The following is a 16,823-nucleotide window of genomic DNA, read 5'->3' as shown; positions in this document are numbered from 1 at the left end:
GCCTGCCGGTCGACTCCCGCTCCTACGGCGTCGGCGCCCAGATCCTCGCCGACCTGGGCATCACCCGGCTACGGCTGATCACCAACAACCCCGCCAAGTACGGCGGGCTCGACGGCTACGGGCTCGAGATCGTCGGGCGGGTGGGGTTGCCCTCCGCCCCCTCTCCGCACAACCTCCGCTACCTCCGCACGAAGCAGGAGCGGATGGGCCACGTGCTGTCGCTGGAGGGCGAGGCGGGCTGAGGCCGCCCCCGGTCCGTCCCCGGTGATCAAGAGCAGGGAGTGCGGGGTGGTACGCGGAGCACCACCCCGCCCGTGGTCACGGCCGCCCCTGGCAGCATGATCAACCGTCGTGGACGGGGAGGGTCGGATTCCGACCGTCCGCATCCACGACCCGCGATCACGGGCGGAACGGCGTCCCCGGAAGCGCCGCCCTCTTGCCGTGATCATGGCACTCCCGCGGCCCTCCGGCCCGTGCCCCCTCCGTGGGCGCCGACCACACACGGTGCACACCCTCAGACCGGCCGCCGTGGCGTCCACGGCCAGTGCCTGACGGCGTCCCGCTCGTTCGTGATCGCGGGTCCTGGACGGGGACGGTCGATTTTCGACCGCTCCGGTCCCTGATCGGTGATCATGGCCGCGATCTCGCTCCCTCGCCGAGCCCTCGCGAGCCCAGCCGAGCCGCGCGAGGCCGACGCCAAGGCCACGCCAGCGCCAATGCCGACACCGACACCGACACCGACACCGACACCGAGCGATGATCACTTCTCCTGGACCCAGCCGGCTCCTCGCGCCGAGGCCGAATCGACCTTGCCTAGTGTCCTCGACACTAGTAACTTCGCCACTATGACCCAGCGGTCCGGCCTCGCCCTCGCCGTACTCGCCCTGGCGGCGGAGCGGCCGATGCATCCCTACCGGATGCAGCAGCTGATCCGGGAGCGCGGCAAGGACCAGGTGATCAACGTCGGGCAGCGCTCGCAGCTGTACAAGACGATCGACCGCCTGGTGCGCGACGGCCTGCTCGTCGAGCGGGCGACCGAACGCGAGCAGGCCCGGCCGGAGCGCACCGTGTACGCCGCGACCGAGGCCGGGGTGCGCACCGCCGTGGAGTGGACGGTCGAGATGCTGGCGGCCCCGCGCCGCGACTTCCCGGAGTTCACCGCAGCGCTGGCCTACCTGCCGTTGATCACACCGGAGGTGGCGCTGGAGGCGCTGGAGTCCCGGCTCGCGGGCCGCCGGGCCGAGCTCGAGCAGGTGCGGTCCGACCTGGCCGGGGCCGGGCACCTGCCGCGGCTCGTGCTGATCGAGGGCGAGTACGCCGTCGCCCTCCTCGAGACGGACGTCCGCTGGATCACCGCCCTCGTCGACGACCTGCGCAGCGGGGCGCTGACCTGGGACCGTGAGGAGCTGCTCGAACTCGCCGAGAAGTTCGAGACCTGATCGACACCCGATCGACCACACCGGTCGACGACTCCGGGGGGAGCCATGTCGAAAGCACTCAGGACCATCGTGATCGGGGCGGGCACAGGAGGGATGTGCCTGGCCCACGGCCTGCGGCAGGCCGGCCTGGAGGTCGCCGTCTACGAGCGGGACCGCACCCGCACGGGCGGCCTCAACGGCTACCGGGTGGGCATCTCGCCCAACGGCGCCCGGGCGCTGAAGGCCTGCCTGCCGCAGGACCTGTTCGCCACGTTCGTCGCCACCACGGGCCTGCCGTACACGTACTTCACGATGTACACCGAGCGGTTCCGCGAACTGGTCGGGATGCGGTTCGACGACCTGCCGCAGACCGGCGACCGGCCCGAGGACCGCGACCACAACGTCAGCCGGATGACCCTGCGTCAGGTGCTGTTCACCGGCATGGAGGACGTCATCACCTTCGACAAGACCTTCACGCACTACGAGCAGCACGCCGACGGCACGGTCACCGCGCACTTCGCCGACGGCGACTCCGCCACCGGCGACCTGCTGGTCGGTGCCGACGGCGCGAACTCGCGGGTCCGCCAGCAGTACCTGCCGCACGCGCGGCACATCGAGACCGGTCTCGTCGCGATCGGCGGGAAGGTCGCGCTCACCGACCGGAACGCCGATCTGTTGCCGGAGCGGGCGAGGAACGGCATGTCGATGGTGTTCGACCGGCGCGGGCAGTTCGGGATCGTCCACGCGATGCGCCTGCCGTGGCGCGACGGCGCCCCGCGCGAGGGCATCGGCGCCAGCGACGCCGCGCTGATCCAGCGCTGGCCGGGCCTGCGCTACGACAACACCACCGACTACCTGTCCTGGGGCCTGTCGACCTCCCGCAGCCTCGCGCCGGCCGACGTCCTCGACCGCCGCGGCGACGACCTGCACGCCACCACCCTGGCGCTCACCGAGGACTGGGACCCGCGCTGGCGCGAGCTGGTCGCCACCTCGGATCCCACCGCGGCGCTGGCGTTGAGCATCCGCACGTCGGAACCGGTGCCGGCGTGGCGGCCGAGCACCGTGACGCTCGTCGGCGACGCGATCCACACCATGACGCCGGGCCGCGGGGCCGGTGCGAACACCGCGCTGCGCGACGCCCGGGAGCTACGGGATCGGCTCGTCCGGGTCCGCGACGGCAGCCTCACCCGCGACGAGGCCGTCGGTGGCTACGAGGAGCTGATGTGCCGGTACTCCGCACTCGCGGTCCAGGAGTCCCTGGAGTTCATGAACGACGACGGCACCGCCCGCCGCCCCGTCGTCGGCCCGCTGAGCGTGCTGGCCCGGCGCACCGCCCTGCGGGTGGTCAACCACCTCCCGGCGGCCAAGCGGCGGATGGCCCGCGGCATGCAGAAGGTGCGCGACTCCGAACTGGTCTGACCGGGAACGGGGTGCACGGCGGCGGGGTGCTCAGGGGCGGGGTGCTCAGGGGCGGGGTGCTCAGGGGCGGGGTGCTCAGGGGCGGGGGATCGAGCGCAGGTTGCTGCGCGCCAGCTCCAGCATCCTCCCCACCCCGCCGTCGAGCACGGTGCGCGTGGCGGCGAGGGCGAAGCCCCGGACCTGGCTCGCCGTGATGTGCGGCGGGACGGACAGGGCGTTGGGGTCGGTGCGGACGTCCACGAGGGACGGCCCGGGGTGGTCGAGCGCGGACCGCAGGGCGCCGCGGAGCTCGCGCGGGTCCTCGACGGTCACGGCCTCGACGCCGCAGGCGCGCGCGATCGCGGCGAGATCGGCCACGCCGTGGTCGGTCTCGGACGACGGGTACCCGGCGACCATCATCTCCAGCCTGATCATGCCCAGGCTGCCGTTGTTGAACGCCACGACCGTGAGCGGCCGCCGGTGCTCGTGCGCGGTCAGCAGCTCGCCCAGCAACATGGTCAACCCGCCGTCGCCGGACATCGACACGACCTGGCGGCCCGGCGCGGCGTAGGTCGCGCCGATCGCGTGCGGCAGCGCGTTGGCCATCGTGCCGTGGCGGAAGGAGCCGAGGATGCGGCGGCGCCCGTTGGGGGTGAGGTAGCGGGCCGCCCAGACGTTGCACATGCCGGTGTCGACGGTGACGATCGTGTCCTCGGCGAGCTCGTCGTCGAGGACCGCGGCGACGTACTCGGGATGGATCGGCCGGTGGTCCTCCACCCGCGAGGTGTAGGCGGCGACCACCTTCTCCAGCTTCTCGGCGTGCGCGCGGAGCATGCGGTCGAGGAAGGCGCGGTCCGTCTTCTCCCGGACGAGCGGCAGCACCGCGCGCAGGGTGGCGCCGACGTCGCCGTGCACGCCCAGCTCGAGCGGTGTCCGCCGGCCGAGCCGGCGCGCGTCGCGGTCGACCTGCACCGTGCGCGCACCGGGGAGGAAGGCGTCGTAGGGGAAGTCGGTGCCCAGGAGCAGCAGGAGATCGGCCTCGTGGGTGGCCTCGTAGCAGGCGCCGTACCCGAGCAGGCCGCTCATCCCGACGTCGAACGGGTTGTCGAACTGGATCCACTCCTTGCCGGCGAGGGAGTGGCCGATGGGCGCCTTGATCCGCCCCGCCAGCTCCATGACCTCGGTGCGTGCCGCGCGGACACCCGCGCCGACGAACAGCGACACGTTGCGTGCCGCGTTGATCCGCTCGGCGAGGGCCTCGACCCGCTCCGGGGCCGGGGTGACCACCCCGTCGGGCGGCGTGACGTCGCCGAACCCGGTCGGGTGCGCCGCCGGCAGCGCCCCGATGTCGCCGGGCAGCACCATCACCGCGACCCCGCGCTCGGCCACCGCGGTCTGCATGGCGATCCGCTGCAGCCGCGGCAACTGCTCCGGCCGCGCGATCAGCTCGCAGAAGGCGCTGCACTCCAGGAAGAGGCGTTCGGGGTGGGTCTCCTGGAAGTACCCGGTGCCGATCTGGGTCGACGGGATGTGCGAGGCCAGGGCGAGGACCGGCGCCCCGCTGCGGTGGGCGTCGTAGAGGCCCTGGATCAGGTGCGTGTTGCCGGGTCCGCACGAACCCGCGCAGACCGCCAGGCGCCCGGTGACCTGCGCCTCCGCCGCCGCGGCGAGCGCGGCCGCCTCCTCGTTGCGGACGTGCACCCACTCGATGCCCTCGGTGCGCCGCAAGGCGTCCACCACGGGGTTGAGGCTGTCGCCCACGAGCCCGTAGATGCGCTGCACCCCGGCCCGGCGGAGCACCTCGATGATCTGGTCGGCCACGGTCCGGCTCACGTCGGCGGAGCGTAGGGGAGCCCGCGCCGGGTCGCGCGCCGGAGCGGAGCATGCTGGACGCCCACCCCTCCCCCTCCCGAGGAGCCACCCGTGTCCGGTCCCTGGGCCCGCGTCGACGATCTCGTCGCGGGCGCCGCCCGGCTCTTCCCGCGCGCGGAGGCCGAGCTGGTCGCCCGGCGACCGGCGGAGGTCGCGGAGGTGCTCGACGAGGTGGAGCGGCGCACCGACGCCGGCTGGTGGGCGTTCGGGATGGTCACCTACGAGGCCGCCGCCGGGCTCGACCCGACGCTCGTGACCCGCGAGCCCGTCGACGGGCTGCCGCTCGCCTGGTTCGGGCTGACCCGGGAGGCACAGGCCGTGCCGGTCGTGGCGCACGGCGCCCGGTCGCCGTACGCGGCCGGCCCCTGGGTCGCGGAGTGGGACGCCGCGGCGCACCGGGCCGCCGTCGGGACCGTGCGGGAACGGATCGCCGCCGGCGAGACCTACCAGTGCAACCTCACCACGCGACTGACCGCGACGGTCTCCGGCGACCTCACCCAGCTCTACCGCGACCTGGCGTTGGGCCAGCGCGGCGCGTACCACGCCTACCTGGACACGGGCCGGTTCGTGGTCGCCTCGGCCAGCCCGGAGCTGTTCCTCGAGACCCGAGGCGACCGGATTCTCGTGCGCCCGATGAAGGGCACGGCGCCCCGGGGCCGCACCACCGAGGAAGACGACGAGGCGGTGGCCCGGCTGCGCGGCAGCGCGAAGGAGCGGGCCGAGAACATCATGATCGTCGATCTGATGCGCAACGACCTCGCGCGGCTCGCCCGCCCGGGCACCGTGACCGTGCCGCGCCTGCTCGGGACCGAGCGGTACCCGACCGTGCACCAGCTGACCTCGGACGTCACGGCGCGGCTGCGCCCGGGCGTCGGGCTCACGGAGACCTTCCGGGCCCTGTTCCCGTGCGGCTCGGTCACCGGGGCGCCGAAGGCCCGGACCATGCGGCTGATCCGCGAGGTCGAGGCGAGCCCGCGCGGCGTCTACTGCGGAGCGATCGGCGTCGTCGCGCCCGCCGGGCATCCGGTGCGCGCCCGCTTCTCCGTCGCCATTCGGACCGTGGTCGTCGACCGCGAGCGGGGCACGGCGACCTACGGCACCGGCGGCGGCGTGACGTGGGACTCGGAGCCGGCTGCCGAGTACGCCGAGCTGCGGGCCAAGGCCCGGGTGCTCGACGCGCGGCCCGAGGACTTCCACCTGATCGAGACGATGCGCCACGAGGCCGGCCGGCTGCACTCGCTCGACGCCCACCTCGCCCGCGTGTGCGACTCCGCCGCGTACTTCGGCTTCCGGTTCGACGAGGACGCCGTCCGGCGCGGACTGACCGAGCGCCTCGCCGGCCGTGCCGACGCCCGCGTCCGGCTGCGCTGCTACCGGGACGGCGCGGTCGGCGTCGACGTCGAGGACCTCCCGTCCCCCGCCGCCGGGCCGGTCCGGCTGGTCGTGGACCCTGAGCCGATCGACGCGACGCAGTGCTGGCCGCACCACAAGACCAGCCGGCGCGAGCCCTACTCCGCGCGGCTGGCCCGCCACCCCGCCGCCGACGACGTCCTGCTCCTCAACGGGCACGGCGAGGTCACCGAGTCCTGCACCGCGAACCTCGCGGTCCGGCTCGACGGCGTGTGGTGGACCCCGCCGCTCGGCAGCGGCTGCCTGCCCGGCGTCGAGCGGGGCCTGCTGGCGGCCGCGGGACGGTTGCGGGAGCGGACGCTGCGGCCGGGTGATCTGCTCCGCGCCGAGGACCTCGCGCTGGTCAGCTCGTTGCGTGGGTGGCGGCGGGCCGCGCTGACGAGCGCCCCGGCGCCGTCGGCGCGCTCCTCCTGAGCGAGCTCGTCCGAGCACCCCGCGCCGGTCGGGACGACGACGCGGGCCGGCGGGCCCTGTGCACGGAGCTGCGCGATCGCCTCGGTACCACCGACGCCGGGCATGCGCAGGTCCATGAGGACCACGTCGATGTCGAGCTCGCCGGCCGGCCGCACGGCCTCGGCACCGGCGCCGGCCTCGCCCGCGACCTCGACGTCGCCCTCGCCGGTGAGCGCTCCGATCGGTGGAGGACGACCGCATCCGGCCCGGACGGCCGCTGGTCGCCGAGCTCCCCTCGAGGGCGCTCGGGACCTCCCGGCCGCCGCCCTCGAGCTGGCACGATCGTCGGGCATGGACACCGGACAGCTCGACCTCGCCCACCGCGAGGAGCGGGCCGCGCGGGCGCGCAGCCTCGCCGAGCGGATGGCCGCCGAGCAGATCGCCGCGGTGGCGTTGACCTTCGTCGACACGGCCGGGATCACCCGCGTGAAGGGCGTGCCGCTCGCGGCGTTCGAGCACGCGGCCGCGTGGGGCGTCGGCGCCACCCCGGTGTTCGACGCGTTCGGCCACGACGACTCGATCGCCGCCACCCCGGTGGCGAACCCGACCGGGGACCTGCGGCTGCTGCCGGACCTGGACCGGGTCGTCGCCCTGGCCGCCCAGCCCGGCTGGGCGTGGGCCCCGGCGGACCGGTGGACCCAGGAGGGCGAGCCGCACCCCGGCTGCGCGCGGCTGCTCGCGGCGCGGACGGTCGACCGCCTGGCCGCGGCCGGCCTGACCGCGCGGAGCGCCTTCGAGGTCGAGTGGGTGGTGTACCGGGACGGGGAGGACGGGCCGGAACCGGCGGCGACCGGCCCCGCCTACGGCATGACCCGGCTGGTGGAGCTGTCGGACTACGGCGTCGACCTGCTGCGCGCGCTCGCCGCCGAGGGCGTGGACGTCCGGCAGTTCCACCCCGAGTACTCGCCGAGCCAGTTCGAGCTGTCGGTCGCGCCCGAGGCGCCCGTCGCCGCGGCCGACACCGCCGTCCTGGTGCGCGCCACGATCCGCGCCGTCGCCGCCCGGCACGGGCTCACCGTGTCCTTCGCACCGAGCGTCGCGGACCCCGGGGTCGGCAACGGCGGCCACCTGCACCTCTCCCTCAGCCGGGACGGGCACAACGTGTTCGCGGGCGGCACGGGCCGGTTCGGGCTCACCCCCGAGGCCGAGGCGTTCACCGCGGGGATCCTGCGGCGGCTGCCCGCGCTGCTCGCCGTCGGCGCCCCGAGCGTCGCGAGCTACCTGCGGCTGCTGCCCTCGCACTGGGCGGGGGCCTACGCCTGCTGGGGCCGGGAGAACCGGGAGGCGGCGGTCCGTCTCGTGACCGGTTCGCAGGGCGAGGAGAGCACCGCCGCGAACGTCGAGATCAAGTGCATGGACCAGGCAGCCAACCCGTACCTGCTGGTCGCGGGCCTGCTCGCGGCCGGGCTCGCCGGCCTGCAGGAGAACGGCACGCTGCCGGAGCCGGTGCACGCGGACCCGGCCGGCCTGTCCGACGACGAGCGGGCGCGGCTCGCCGTCGAGCGCCTGCCCACCGACCTCGCCACCGCCGCCGCCGCGTTCGAGACCGAGCAGGCGTTGACGGCGGCCTTCGGTCCGTCGCTCACCGAGACCCTGCTCGCCGTGCGGCGGGCCGAGGCCGACGCGTTCGCCGGGCGCACCGCCGCGGAGATCATCGACGCGACCCGGTGGCGGTGGTGACGACCTGGGCCGAGGAGCTGCGGCTCGTCGACCACCACTGTCACAGCGTGGTCGGCGACGAGCTCGACGAGGCGGCCTTCGGCGCCCTGCTCACCGAAGCCCCCGTGCCCGCGCACGACCCGTGGGACTCGATGCTCGGCCTCGCCGTGCGCCGCGAGTGCGCCCCGGTCCTCGACCTCCCGCGGCACGCCCCGCCCGCCGACTACCTGGCCCGCCGCCGCGAGCTCGGCGCGGCCGAGGCGACCCGGCGCCTGCTCGCCGCCACGGGTACGGACGCCCTGCTCGTCGACCACGGTCTGCGGGCCTCCGACCTGCTCGGGCTCGACGCGTTGTCCGCCGCCGCGGACACCCCCGTCGCCGAGGTCGTCCGGCTCGAGGCCGTGGCCGAGGACGTCGTCCGTTCCGGGGTGGGCCCGGCGGACTACGCCGACGCCCTCGTCGAGGAGCTCGCCCGGCGCACCGCGGACGCGGTGGCCTGCAAGTCGATCCTCGCCTACCGGCACGGGTTCGACGTGCCGCCGCACCGGCCCGCGCCGGCCGAGGTCACCGGGGCCGCGGCGGAGTGGGCTCGCACCGGCGGCCGGCTCGCCGATCCCGTCCTGCTGCGGCACGCGCTGTGGTGCGGCGTGGACCGTGGGCTGCCGCTGCAGCTGCACACCGGGTTCGGCGACCCGGACGAGGACCTGCACCGGGCGAACCCCGTCCTGCTCACGGCCTTCTGCCGGGCCACCGCGGGCGCCGGCACGCCGATCGTGCTGCTGCACTGCTACCCGTACCACCGCGAGGCGGCGTGGCTGGCCCAGGTGTTCCCGCACGTCTGGTTCGACCTCGGGCTGGCCTCCACCTACGTCGGGCACCGCGCGGCGGAGGTGCTCGCCGAGGCGCTCGAGCTCGCCCCGTTCGGCAAGCTCCTCTACTCCTCCGACGCGTTCGGGCTGGCCGAGCTGTACCTGGTCGCCGCGCGCGCGTTCCAGCGCGCCGTCGGCCGGGTGCTGGGCGGCTGGGTCGTCGAGGACGAGGCCACCGAACCGGACGCGCGACGGGTCGCCGCGATGATCGCCGGCGGCAACGCCCGTGCGCTCTACGAACTGTGAGTCAGCCCAGCCCGAGGACGCGCACGGCGTTGTCCTTGAGGATCAGGGGCCGGACGTCGTCCTTGATCTCCAGATCCGCGAAGTCGGCCAGCCAGCGGTCCGGGGTGATCACCGGGAAGTCCGACCCGAACAGCACCTTGGTGCGCAGCATCGTGTTCGCCGCGCGCACCAGCTGCGGCGGGAAGTACTTCGGCCGCCAGCCGGACAGGTCGATGAACACGTTGGCCTTGTGCGTGGCGATCGAGATCGCCTCGTCCTGCCACGGCACCGACGGGTGCGCCATGACGATCGTGAGGTCGGGGAAGTCCGCGGCGACGTCGTCGAGCAGCATCGGGGCGGAGTAGCGGAGCTTGATCCCGTGTCCGCCTGGCAGGCCCGCGCCGATCCCGGTCTGCCCGGTGTGGAACAGCGCCGGCACGCCGGCCTCGGCGATCGCCTCGTACAGCGGGTAGTACCGCGGGTCGTTGGGCTCGAAGGCCTGCAGCGACGGGTGGAACTTGAAGCCACGGGCGCCCCGCTCGACGAGCGCGCGGATCCGCGTCACGGCGGCCTTGCCGGCGTGCGGGTCCACCGAGCCGAACGGGATCAGCACGTCCGGGAACTCGGCGGCGCCGTCGAGGATCTCCTCGCTGGACAGTGCCGGGTGGCCCGTGCCCGAGGCCGCGTCGACGGTGAAGACGACCGCGGCCATGTTCCGCTCGCGGTAGTGCTCGGCGATCGCGGCGACGGTCGGAGTGCGGTCCTGGTCGGCGCGGAAGTACTGGGCCGAGGCGTCCATCAGCTCCTGGTCCAGCGAGAAGCAGCCGTGTCCGTCCTGCTCGACGTGGGTGTGCACGTCGATCGCGACCAGCCGGTCGATGTTCACGTGTCCTCCGGGTTCCGCTGCGGTGCGACGCCCGCACGATATCAAGCTTCCTGAGATAGCGGGAGGCCCGGGCGTGCGGTCAGCGGACGTCGGGACGGTCGACGAGGCGGAGGACCTCGGCCACCCGCCCCCGGTACCGGTGCACGACCCCGACGCCCTCCTCGGCCGCGGCCCGGGCGAGCTCGTCGGTGGCCACCCGCAGCGCCGCGTTGACCACCGCGGCCCGCGCCCGCACCTCCAGCGAGTCGGCGGCCAGCCCGAACCGCCCGGCGAGCGCGGCGGCGATGGCCGGCTCGGCGCGCTCGTGCAGCACCAGCCAGACCGCACGGAGGGCGGGCTCGTCGCGCGTCAGGCGGACCACGGCGAGGGCGGCGTCGAGGTCCGCCCACGAGTCCTCGGGCACCACGGTGTACTCGTCGCGCAGGTGGTCGGCGAGAGCTACGCCCGGCGGCCAGGTGCCGAGTACGGCCTGGAAGGCCTCCAGGGACTGCGAGAGCAGCGGCTCCACGCAGCTCTCCTTGCTGCGGAACGAGCGCCAGAGCGTGCGCTCCGAGACGCCCGCCGCCCGCGCGATCTCCTCCCCCGACGTCGCCGCCACCCCCTGCGCGCGGAACAGCCGCACGGCGTGCCGCGAGATCTCGAGTCGTTGCGCGCGGCGGCGCTCCTCGCTGACCGGCGGCCGGCCACGGCGGGTACCGGCCCGCGGCTCCGTGATCCCCTCCGTCACCCCCATGGACGCCTCCGGTTCCGTCGCGGAGCGGCCAGCCTACGGGGGTGCCCGGCTCGTCCCGGTCGTCCTTTAATTGGCAGGCACTGCCATAAAATCGTACGGTCGAGGGTGCGCCCTTCCGAGAGGAGAGTCATGACCGCCGTCGCCCCGCCCACCACCGACCACACCGACCGCCGGCTGCCGTTCGCCCGCCCCAACATCCTCGATCTCGCCCCGCTGTACGAGGTGCTGCGGCGGGAGGCCCCGGTCGCCGCCGTGACCCCCCCCGCCGGTGATCCGGCGTGGCTGGTCACCCGGTTCGAGGAGGTGCGCGCGCTGCTCGGCGACAAGCGGCTCGGCCGTTCGCACCCCGAGCCCGAACGCGCGGCCCGCATCTCGCACGCCGCCGTCCAGGACGGGCCGACCGGTTCCTACGAGACCGAGCAGGCCGACCACACCCGGATGCGGCGACTGCTGACCCCCGCCTTCTCCGCCAAGCGGATGCTGCGGCTGGGCGACCACGTCCAGGAGCTCGTCGACGGCTACGTCGACCGCATGATCGCCCTGCACGGGGCCGGCGAGCCGGTCGACATGCACACCGAGCTCGCCCTCCCGCTCCCGGTCGCCGTGATCTGCCGGCTCCTCGGCGTTCCCGAGGAGGACCGCGAGCACTTCCGGTCGCTCTCCGACCGGATGGCCACCTACTCCGAGGACGGCGACGCCCACCGCGCCCGCGCCGAGTTCGGCCGCTACATGGCCGGGCTGGCCGAGGCCAAGCGGGCGAACCCGACCGAGGACGTCATCTCCGACCTCGTGCAGGCGCAGGCCGCCGACGAGGCCTTCGACCACGAGGAGATGATCCGGCTCTCGGTCGGCCTGCTCTTCGCGGGTCACGAGACCACCGTCAACCGCATCGGGCTCGGCACCCTGTTCCTGCTCACCCGTCGTGAGCACTGGGACCACCTCACCGGCGACCCGGACGGCCGGGTCAACGCCACGGTCGAGGAGATCATGCGGCTCGGCGCCCCCGGCGACCTCGGCCTGCTGCGCTACGCGCACACCGACCTCGAGGTCGCGGGCGTGACGATCCGGCGCGGCGACGCCGTCATCCTGTCGATCAACTCCGCGAACCGCGACCCGTCCGCGTTCGCCGACGCCGAGACGTTCGACCCCGACCGGGACGAGCACTCCCACCTCGGCTTCGGACACGGCGCCCACTTCTGCATCGGCGCGAGCCTGGCCCGCGTGGAGCTGCGGACGGTGTTCGCCACCCTCGCCCGCCGGCTGCCCGGCCTGCGCCTGAGGGCCGGCCTCGACGAGATCGGCGTCCGGACCGACCACATCACCGGCGGGGTCACCGAGCTGCCCGTCACCTGGTGACGCCCTGAGACGAGCCGCCGGCCGCCGGGGGTGATCCGACGGCCGGCGGTCCGTGTCCGGGAGCTCGTGATCGCCGGTCAGGACCTGCACCAGCCACAAACGGCGGCGAATGGTCCGGCACGGTGATCATGCCGCGCGGCAGCCCAGGACCGGCCCGACGACGGACTCACCCTCTGCGCGTGATCGCCGGTCGGGGCCGCACACGGCCACCTGCGGCCGCGAAACGTTCCGAACGGTGACCACGACCCCCCGCCCGTGACACCCCGCTGCGACCGCCGAGCCACGGACTGGCGCGCAACGGTCACGAACGGCGGCGTCGAGGCCCCGCCCACGACCGCCGGCCGCCCGGAGGTCCCGGCGGCCGACGGTCGCGTTCTCGGGGTCAGTCCCCGGCGACGGGGTCGAACCTCCGCACGTCCGACGAGAAGTGCTGCGCCTTGGCCGCGGCGCCGTCCCACGGGGCCGGCGGGCCGAGCTCGACCCGCACCTCCGTGGTGGCGCCGGGCGCGACCCGCACGCTGCGGACGTCGGGCGCATAGCCGGAGGCGGTGAGGGTGTAGGTGCCGGCAGGCAGGTCGGCGAAGGCGAACCCGCCGTCGGCCCCCGTGGTGGCGGCGCCGACCACCTCGCCCTCCGGCGAGATCAGCGTCGCGACGGCCTCGGCCACACCCCGGCCGGTGCGCTCCGCGCTGACCGTGCCCCGCAGCTCGGCCCGGACCGGCAGCTGCAGGTCCACGGTCGCGGCCTCACCGTCGTCGAGCCGGACGGTCGTGACCACGGGCTGGTGGCCGGCCAGGGCGGCCGTGAGCGTGTAGATCCCGGCCGGGACGCCCTCGATCAGGTAGTCGCCGGTCTCGTCGGTGCGGGCCGCGCCGGAGACGTCGCCGCGGGCGTCGATCAGCGTGACGGCCGCGCCGGAGGCCCGCTCGGTCGCACCCCGACCGACGGTGCCGGAGACCCGGCCGCCGCCGGCGAGGGTCACGTCGTACCGGGCCGGCCGGTCGGCCACGGCGACCATCGAGGCCGAGGGCCGCAGCGACCCCGAGGACACGACCAGCAGGTACGTGCCGCCGGTGGACAGGGGGAACTCGTAGCCGCCGTCCTGCGCCGTGGTGGTGCGGGCGACCTGCTCGCCGCGGGCCCCGGTGAGGGTCACGGCGGCGTCGCGGATGCCCGTTCCGCCCGCACCGGTCACGAAGCCGTACACCGCGGGGCCGACGCCCTCGCGGTCCTGTGCCGGGCGTGGCCGCGGGCGGGGCGACGGCCGCAGGGCCTGCCGCGCCTGCTGTGTTTGCTGCGCCTCCTCTGCCTGCTGGGGCCGGGCATGCCGGCCGTGCGGCCAGCCGCCGACGGGCGCCGCCCCGGAGACCGCGGCGGGCACGGGCCGCTCCCCACGGACGACCGGGATCGGCATGGTCGCGGGCTCGGGGGCCGGCGCGGCGACGGTCGCGCGAGCGCCCCCGTCCACCTCCTCGCGCTGCTGCTCGAGGCCGCTCTGGGTGCGCAGCGGCACCTCCTTGATGAACACGATCGCGAGCAGCGACACCACGGCCAGGACGGCGGAGACCAGGAAGATCGTGGCGGTGCCGTCGCCGTAGGCGGCGCGCACGATGTCCGCGACGAACGCGGGCAGCTGGTTGAGCGAGCCGATCCCGACCTCGCCGGACCCGCCGGCGGGGACCTGGACCCCGGCGTCGGCCAGGCCGTCGGCGGTCAGGGCGGCGACACGGCTGGCCAGGATCGAGCCGAGGACCGAGACGCCGATCGTGCCGCCGAGCGACCGGAAGAAGGTGACCGTCGACGAGGCGGCGCCGAGGTCGCTTGCCCGCACGGTGTTCTGGACCGCGAGGACCAGGTTCTGCATCGTCATGCCCATGCCGAGGCCGAGCACCGCGAGGAAGGTGCCGACCAGGACCATGTTCGTGGCGTGGTCGATGGTGGCGAGCAGGCCGAAGCCGGCGATCATCAGGATCGCGCCGCCGACCAGGAAGCCCTTCCACCGGCCCAGACGCGAGATGAGCTGCCCGGACAGGGTGGCCGAGACCGTCGAGCCGATGATCATGGGCAGGGTCAGCAGGCCCGAGGCCGTGGGCGAGTAGCCGCGGGCGATCTGGAAGTACTGGCCGAGGAAGACGGCGCTGCCGAACATCGCCACACCGACCGCGACGCTCGCGACCACGGCGAGGGTGGTGGTGCGGTCCTGGAACAGCCGCAGCGGGACGATCGGCTCCGCGGCGCGCGACTCGACGAACACGGCCAGCCCGAGCAGGACGACGCCGATCGCGACCAGCGACCACGAGGTCCCCGAGGTCCAGGCGAAGTCGTTGCCGGCGAGGGTGACCCAGATGAGCAGGTCGCAGACGCCCGCGGCGATCAGCGCGGCACCCAGGTAGTCGATCTTCACCGCGCGCCTGACCACGGGCAGGTTCAGCGTGCGCTGCACGACGACCAGCGCGACGACCGCGACGGGCGCGCCGACCCAGAAGCACCAGCGCCAGCCGAGCGCACTGTCCACGATCACGCCGCCGATCAGCGGCCCGGCCACGGTGGCCAGCGACATGACCGCGGCGATCGGGCCCGTGTAGCGGCCGCGCTCCCGCGGGCTGATCATCGCCGCGATCACGATCATGACGAGCGACTGCAGCGCGCCCAGGCCCAGGCCCTGCACGGCGCGCCAGACGATCAGGATGCTCACCGAGTGCGAGAAGCCGGCCAGGATCGAGCCGCCGATGTAGAGCACGATCGCGATCTGGACCAGCAGCTTCTTCGAGAACAGGTCCGACAGCTTGCCCCAGATCGGGGTGCTCGCCGTGGACGACAGCAGGGTCGCGGTGACGACCCAGGTGTACTGGCTCTCCGAGCCGTGCAGGTCCGTGATGATCGTCGGCAGCGCGTTGGACACGATCGTCGACGACAGCAGTGCGGTGAACAGCGCCAGCAGCATGCCGGTCAGGGCCTGCACGATCTGGCGGTGGGTCATGCCGGCGCCGCCGGCGGCCCCGTCGGGGGTGCCGCTCCCCGTCCGGGCCCGGGGCCCTGCCTCGGCGTGGGTGATGGACACGGTGTCTTCCTCGTTCTCATCGTTGGTTGCTACATGCAACATTAATAGACTGTATGCACCACGCAAGTTATTGCCGCGTGACCGTGCTCACGGCCCCTGCGGCGCACGCGGTCGGTGAGGAACGGCGTCGTCGATCAGGCCGAGGGCCACCGGCCCGATCGTGTCGGAGCCCGGGTCAGGCCAGCCGGTCCGCGAGCCCGGTCAACGCGACGACAGCGCCCGCGACCCCCTCCGGCTCGACGGTCAGCCGCAGGTCCGGCATCAGCTCGGACAGATCGTGGAACAGCTGCACGCCGGCGCTCGACAGCACCGTGACCTCGTCGAGGTCCACCCGCAGCGGCCGGGTCCCGCCCCGCCCGGCCTGCAGCAGCCGGGCCCGCAGCCCGTCGACGGTCGTCAGGTCGACCGGACCGGCGATCCGCGCGACCGCGGCCTCCTCGTCGAGGTCGACGACGAGCTCGTCGTGGCGTGGCCGCGGCCCCGGCGCCGCCGGCGGCACCCCGATCGTCACCGGCCGCCCGAGCCGACGGGTGAGCCGCACGGTCGTGCCCTCGGGGCCCTGCTCGATCGCGGTGTCGTCGGTGAGCTCGCGCATCATCAGCACCCCGCGCCCACCGGCGACCGGCCCGCGCGCCGGCGTCCGCCAGCGGCCGGCGTCGGCGACGGTCAGCCGGACGGCACCGGCCGGACCCAGCTCCGCCCGGACCCGCACCGGCCGGTCCGGTCCCGCCGCACCGGCGTACGCGTGCTGGACGACGTTCGACAGCGCCTCGACCGCCGCGTAGACCAGGGAGTCGACGTCGTCCTCGCCCGCCCCGACATCCTCCAGCCAGTCCGTGAGCGCGCGCCGGGCCGTCCTCAGCATCCCCGGCTCGGCGACCAGGTCGAGCGCGAACGGCGGCGGGGGCGTGCGTCGCTCGGCGAGCACGAGCGTGACGTCGTCCTCGTAGCCGTCGCCGAGGAATCCCATCCGTTCGGTGACCACGGTCGCGAGCCGCTCGACGCCCGGTCCGGCCAGGGAGGTGGCGTCGAGGACCCGGTCGTCGAGGTCGCGGCGCGCGGCGGCGGCGGTGCCGGCGAGCGAGCCGACCGTGGCGCGCAGCGGCCGGCCCGGCCGCTCGACGAGCCCGTCGCTGTAGACGAGGAGGGTCTCGCCGACCTCGAGCCGGTACCGGCCCCAGCCGGCCGAGGGCCCGCCCGTCCCCAACGGCTGCGCGGCAGGCACCTGGAGCTGTCGGGCCGCGGCCCCCAGCCCGACGACGACGGGTGCCGGATGGGCGTGCGCGGCCACCTCGAGCTCCCCGGTCGCCGGGTCGAGGACGGCGAGGCAGACGGTCGCGGCACGGGTCGCGCGCTGCCGTGCGGCGAAGCGGTCGAGCCGCGCCAGCGCCACCGCCGGCGTCTCGCCGGCGTGCAGCGCGTCGAGCGCGACCGCGCGCAGCTGCCCCATCGCGCCGGCCGCGGCCGCGCCGTGCCCGACGAG

At 74.6% G+C, this 16,823-nt stretch carries 11 protein-coding genes and 2 pseudogenes; 7 read left to right on the top strand and 6 right to left on the bottom strand.

What is annotated here, in order from left to right; genetic code table 11:
• From LWC35_RS37140 to LWC35_RS37130, 3 genes and pseudogenes are all read left to right on the top strand, one after another.
• Positions 1 to 242, top strand: a pseudogene (locus LWC35_RS37140) (bifunctional 3,4-dihydroxy-2-butanone-4-phosphate synthase/GTP cyclohydrolase II); the annotation flags it as partial.
• A 603-nt stretch (positions 243 to 845) separates the two neighbouring features.
• A complete protein-coding gene (locus tag LWC35_RS37135) occupies positions 846 to 1,439 on the top strand; it encodes a PadR family transcriptional regulator (RefSeq protein WP_232875196.1) in 594 nt (197 codons plus the stop codon).
• A gap of 45 nt (positions 1,440 to 1,484) precedes the next feature.
• Positions 1,485 to 2,837, top strand: a complete 1,353-nt coding sequence (locus LWC35_RS37130; protein ID WP_232875195.1) for an FAD-dependent oxidoreductase — start codon at positions 1,485 to 1,487, stop codon at positions 2,835 to 2,837.
• A gap of 75 nt (positions 2,838 to 2,912) precedes the next feature.
• Here the strand turns inward: LWC35_RS37130 and LWC35_RS37125 are convergent, their stop codons facing one another.
• Positions 2,913 to 4,649, bottom strand: coding sequence for a pyruvate dehydrogenase (locus LWC35_RS37125; protein ID WP_232875194.1), 1,737 nt, complete (start codon positions 4,647 to 4,649; stop codon positions 2,913 to 2,915).
• 90 nt (positions 4,650 to 4,739) lie between these two features.
• On the opposite strand from LWC35_RS37125, the gene pabB reads away from it, so the two are divergent.
• Positions 4,740 to 6,512: an aminodeoxychorismate synthase component I gene (gene pabB / locus LWC35_RS37120; RefSeq protein ID WP_232875193.1), complete on the top strand. Its 1,773-nt coding sequence runs from the start codon at positions 4,740 to 4,742 to the stop codon at positions 6,510 to 6,512.
• Positions 6,513 to 6,523: 11 nt separating this feature from the next.
• On the opposite strand, the pseudogene LWC35_RS37115 reads toward pabB, so the two are convergent.
• Positions 6,524 to 6,844: pseudogene (locus LWC35_RS37115) on the bottom strand (response regulator); the annotation flags it as partial.
• Between LWC35_RS37115 and LWC35_RS37110 the strand changes: the two are divergent.
• Positions 6,843 to 8,231 (top strand): type I glutamate--ammonia ligase, encoded by a 1,389-nt coding sequence (locus tag LWC35_RS37110; protein WP_232875192.1) that lies wholly within the window; start codon positions 6,843 to 6,845, stop codon positions 8,229 to 8,231. The pseudogene LWC35_RS37115 and the gene LWC35_RS37110 overlap by 2 nt on opposite strands.
• A complete protein-coding gene (locus tag LWC35_RS37105; RefSeq protein ID WP_232875191.1) occupies positions 8,228 to 9,325 on the top strand; it encodes an amidohydrolase family protein in 1,098 nt (365 codons plus the stop codon). The genes LWC35_RS37110 and LWC35_RS37105 overlap by 4 nt, the downstream gene beginning before the upstream one ends.
• Before the next feature lies 1 nt (position 9,326).
• Here the strand turns inward: LWC35_RS37105 and couO are convergent, their stop codons facing one another.
• Together couO and LWC35_RS37095 are read right to left on the bottom strand one after the other, a co-directional pair.
• A complete protein-coding gene (gene couO / locus LWC35_RS37100; protein ID WP_232875190.1) occupies positions 9,327 to 10,190 on the bottom strand; it encodes a 4-hydroxyphenyl-beta-ketoacyl-CoA hydrolase in 864 nt (287 codons plus the stop codon).
• 79 nt (positions 10,191 to 10,269) lie between these two features.
• The gene (locus tag LWC35_RS37095; RefSeq protein WP_232875189.1) at positions 10,270 to 10,923 is read right to left on the bottom strand and encodes a TetR/AcrR family transcriptional regulator; all 654 of its coding nucleotides are present in this window, start codon (positions 10,921 to 10,923) and stop codon (positions 10,270 to 10,272) included.
• 129 nt (positions 10,924 to 11,052) lie between these two features.
• On the opposite strand from LWC35_RS37095, the gene LWC35_RS37090 reads away from it, so the two are divergent.
• Positions 11,053 to 12,279 carry a cytochrome P450 gene (locus LWC35_RS37090; RefSeq protein ID WP_232875188.1) on the top strand — a complete coding sequence of 409 codons (1,227 nt, stop codon included), beginning with the start codon at positions 11,053 to 11,055 and terminating at the stop codon, positions 12,277 to 12,279.
• A 382-nt stretch (positions 12,280 to 12,661) separates the two neighbouring features.
• Here LWC35_RS37090 and LWC35_RS37085 read toward each other — a convergent pair whose 3' ends face one another.
• Both LWC35_RS37085 and LWC35_RS37080 read right to left on the bottom strand, forming a co-directional pair.
• Complete coding sequence (locus LWC35_RS37085; RefSeq protein WP_232875187.1) at positions 12,662 to 15,340, bottom strand: MFS transporter; 2,679 nt, start codon at positions 15,338 to 15,340, stop codon at positions 12,662 to 12,664.
• Between the two features lie 175 nt (positions 15,341 to 15,515).
• On the bottom strand, positions 15,516 to 16,823 hold a 1,308-nt coding region (locus LWC35_RS37080), incomplete at its 5' end, for a SpoIIE family protein phosphatase (RefSeq protein ID WP_232875186.1).

The organism is Pseudonocardia kujensis (assembly GCF_021283305.1).
GTDB classification, from domain to species: domain Bacteria; phylum Actinomycetota; class Actinomycetes; order Mycobacteriales; family Pseudonocardiaceae; genus Pseudonocardia; species Pseudonocardia kujensis.
Note: the sequence above shows the minus strand (reverse complement) of the source record. Positions and strands in the feature narration are given on the sequence as shown.

Excerpts from the sequence above, each read along its gene's own strand:
- LWC35_RS37135 (WP_232875196.1), top strand. The coding sequence starts at position 846 with ATGACCCAGCGGTCCGGCCTCGCCCTCGCCGTACTCGCCCTGGCGGCG.
- LWC35_RS37130 (WP_232875195.1), top strand. The coding sequence starts at position 1,485 with ATGTCGAAAGCACTCAGGACCATCGTGATCGGGGCGGGCACAGGAGGG.
- LWC35_RS37110 (WP_232875192.1), top strand. The coding sequence starts at position 6,843 with ATGGACACCGGACAGCTCGACCTCGCCCACCGCGAGGAGCGGGCCGCG.
- LWC35_RS37095 (WP_232875189.1), bottom strand. The coding sequence starts at position 10,923 with ATGGGGGTGACGGAGGGGATCACGGAGCCGCGGGCCGGTACCCGCCGT.
- LWC35_RS37090 (WP_232875188.1), top strand. The coding sequence starts at position 11,053 with ATGACCGCCGTCGCCCCGCCCACCACCGACCACACCGACCGCCGGCTG.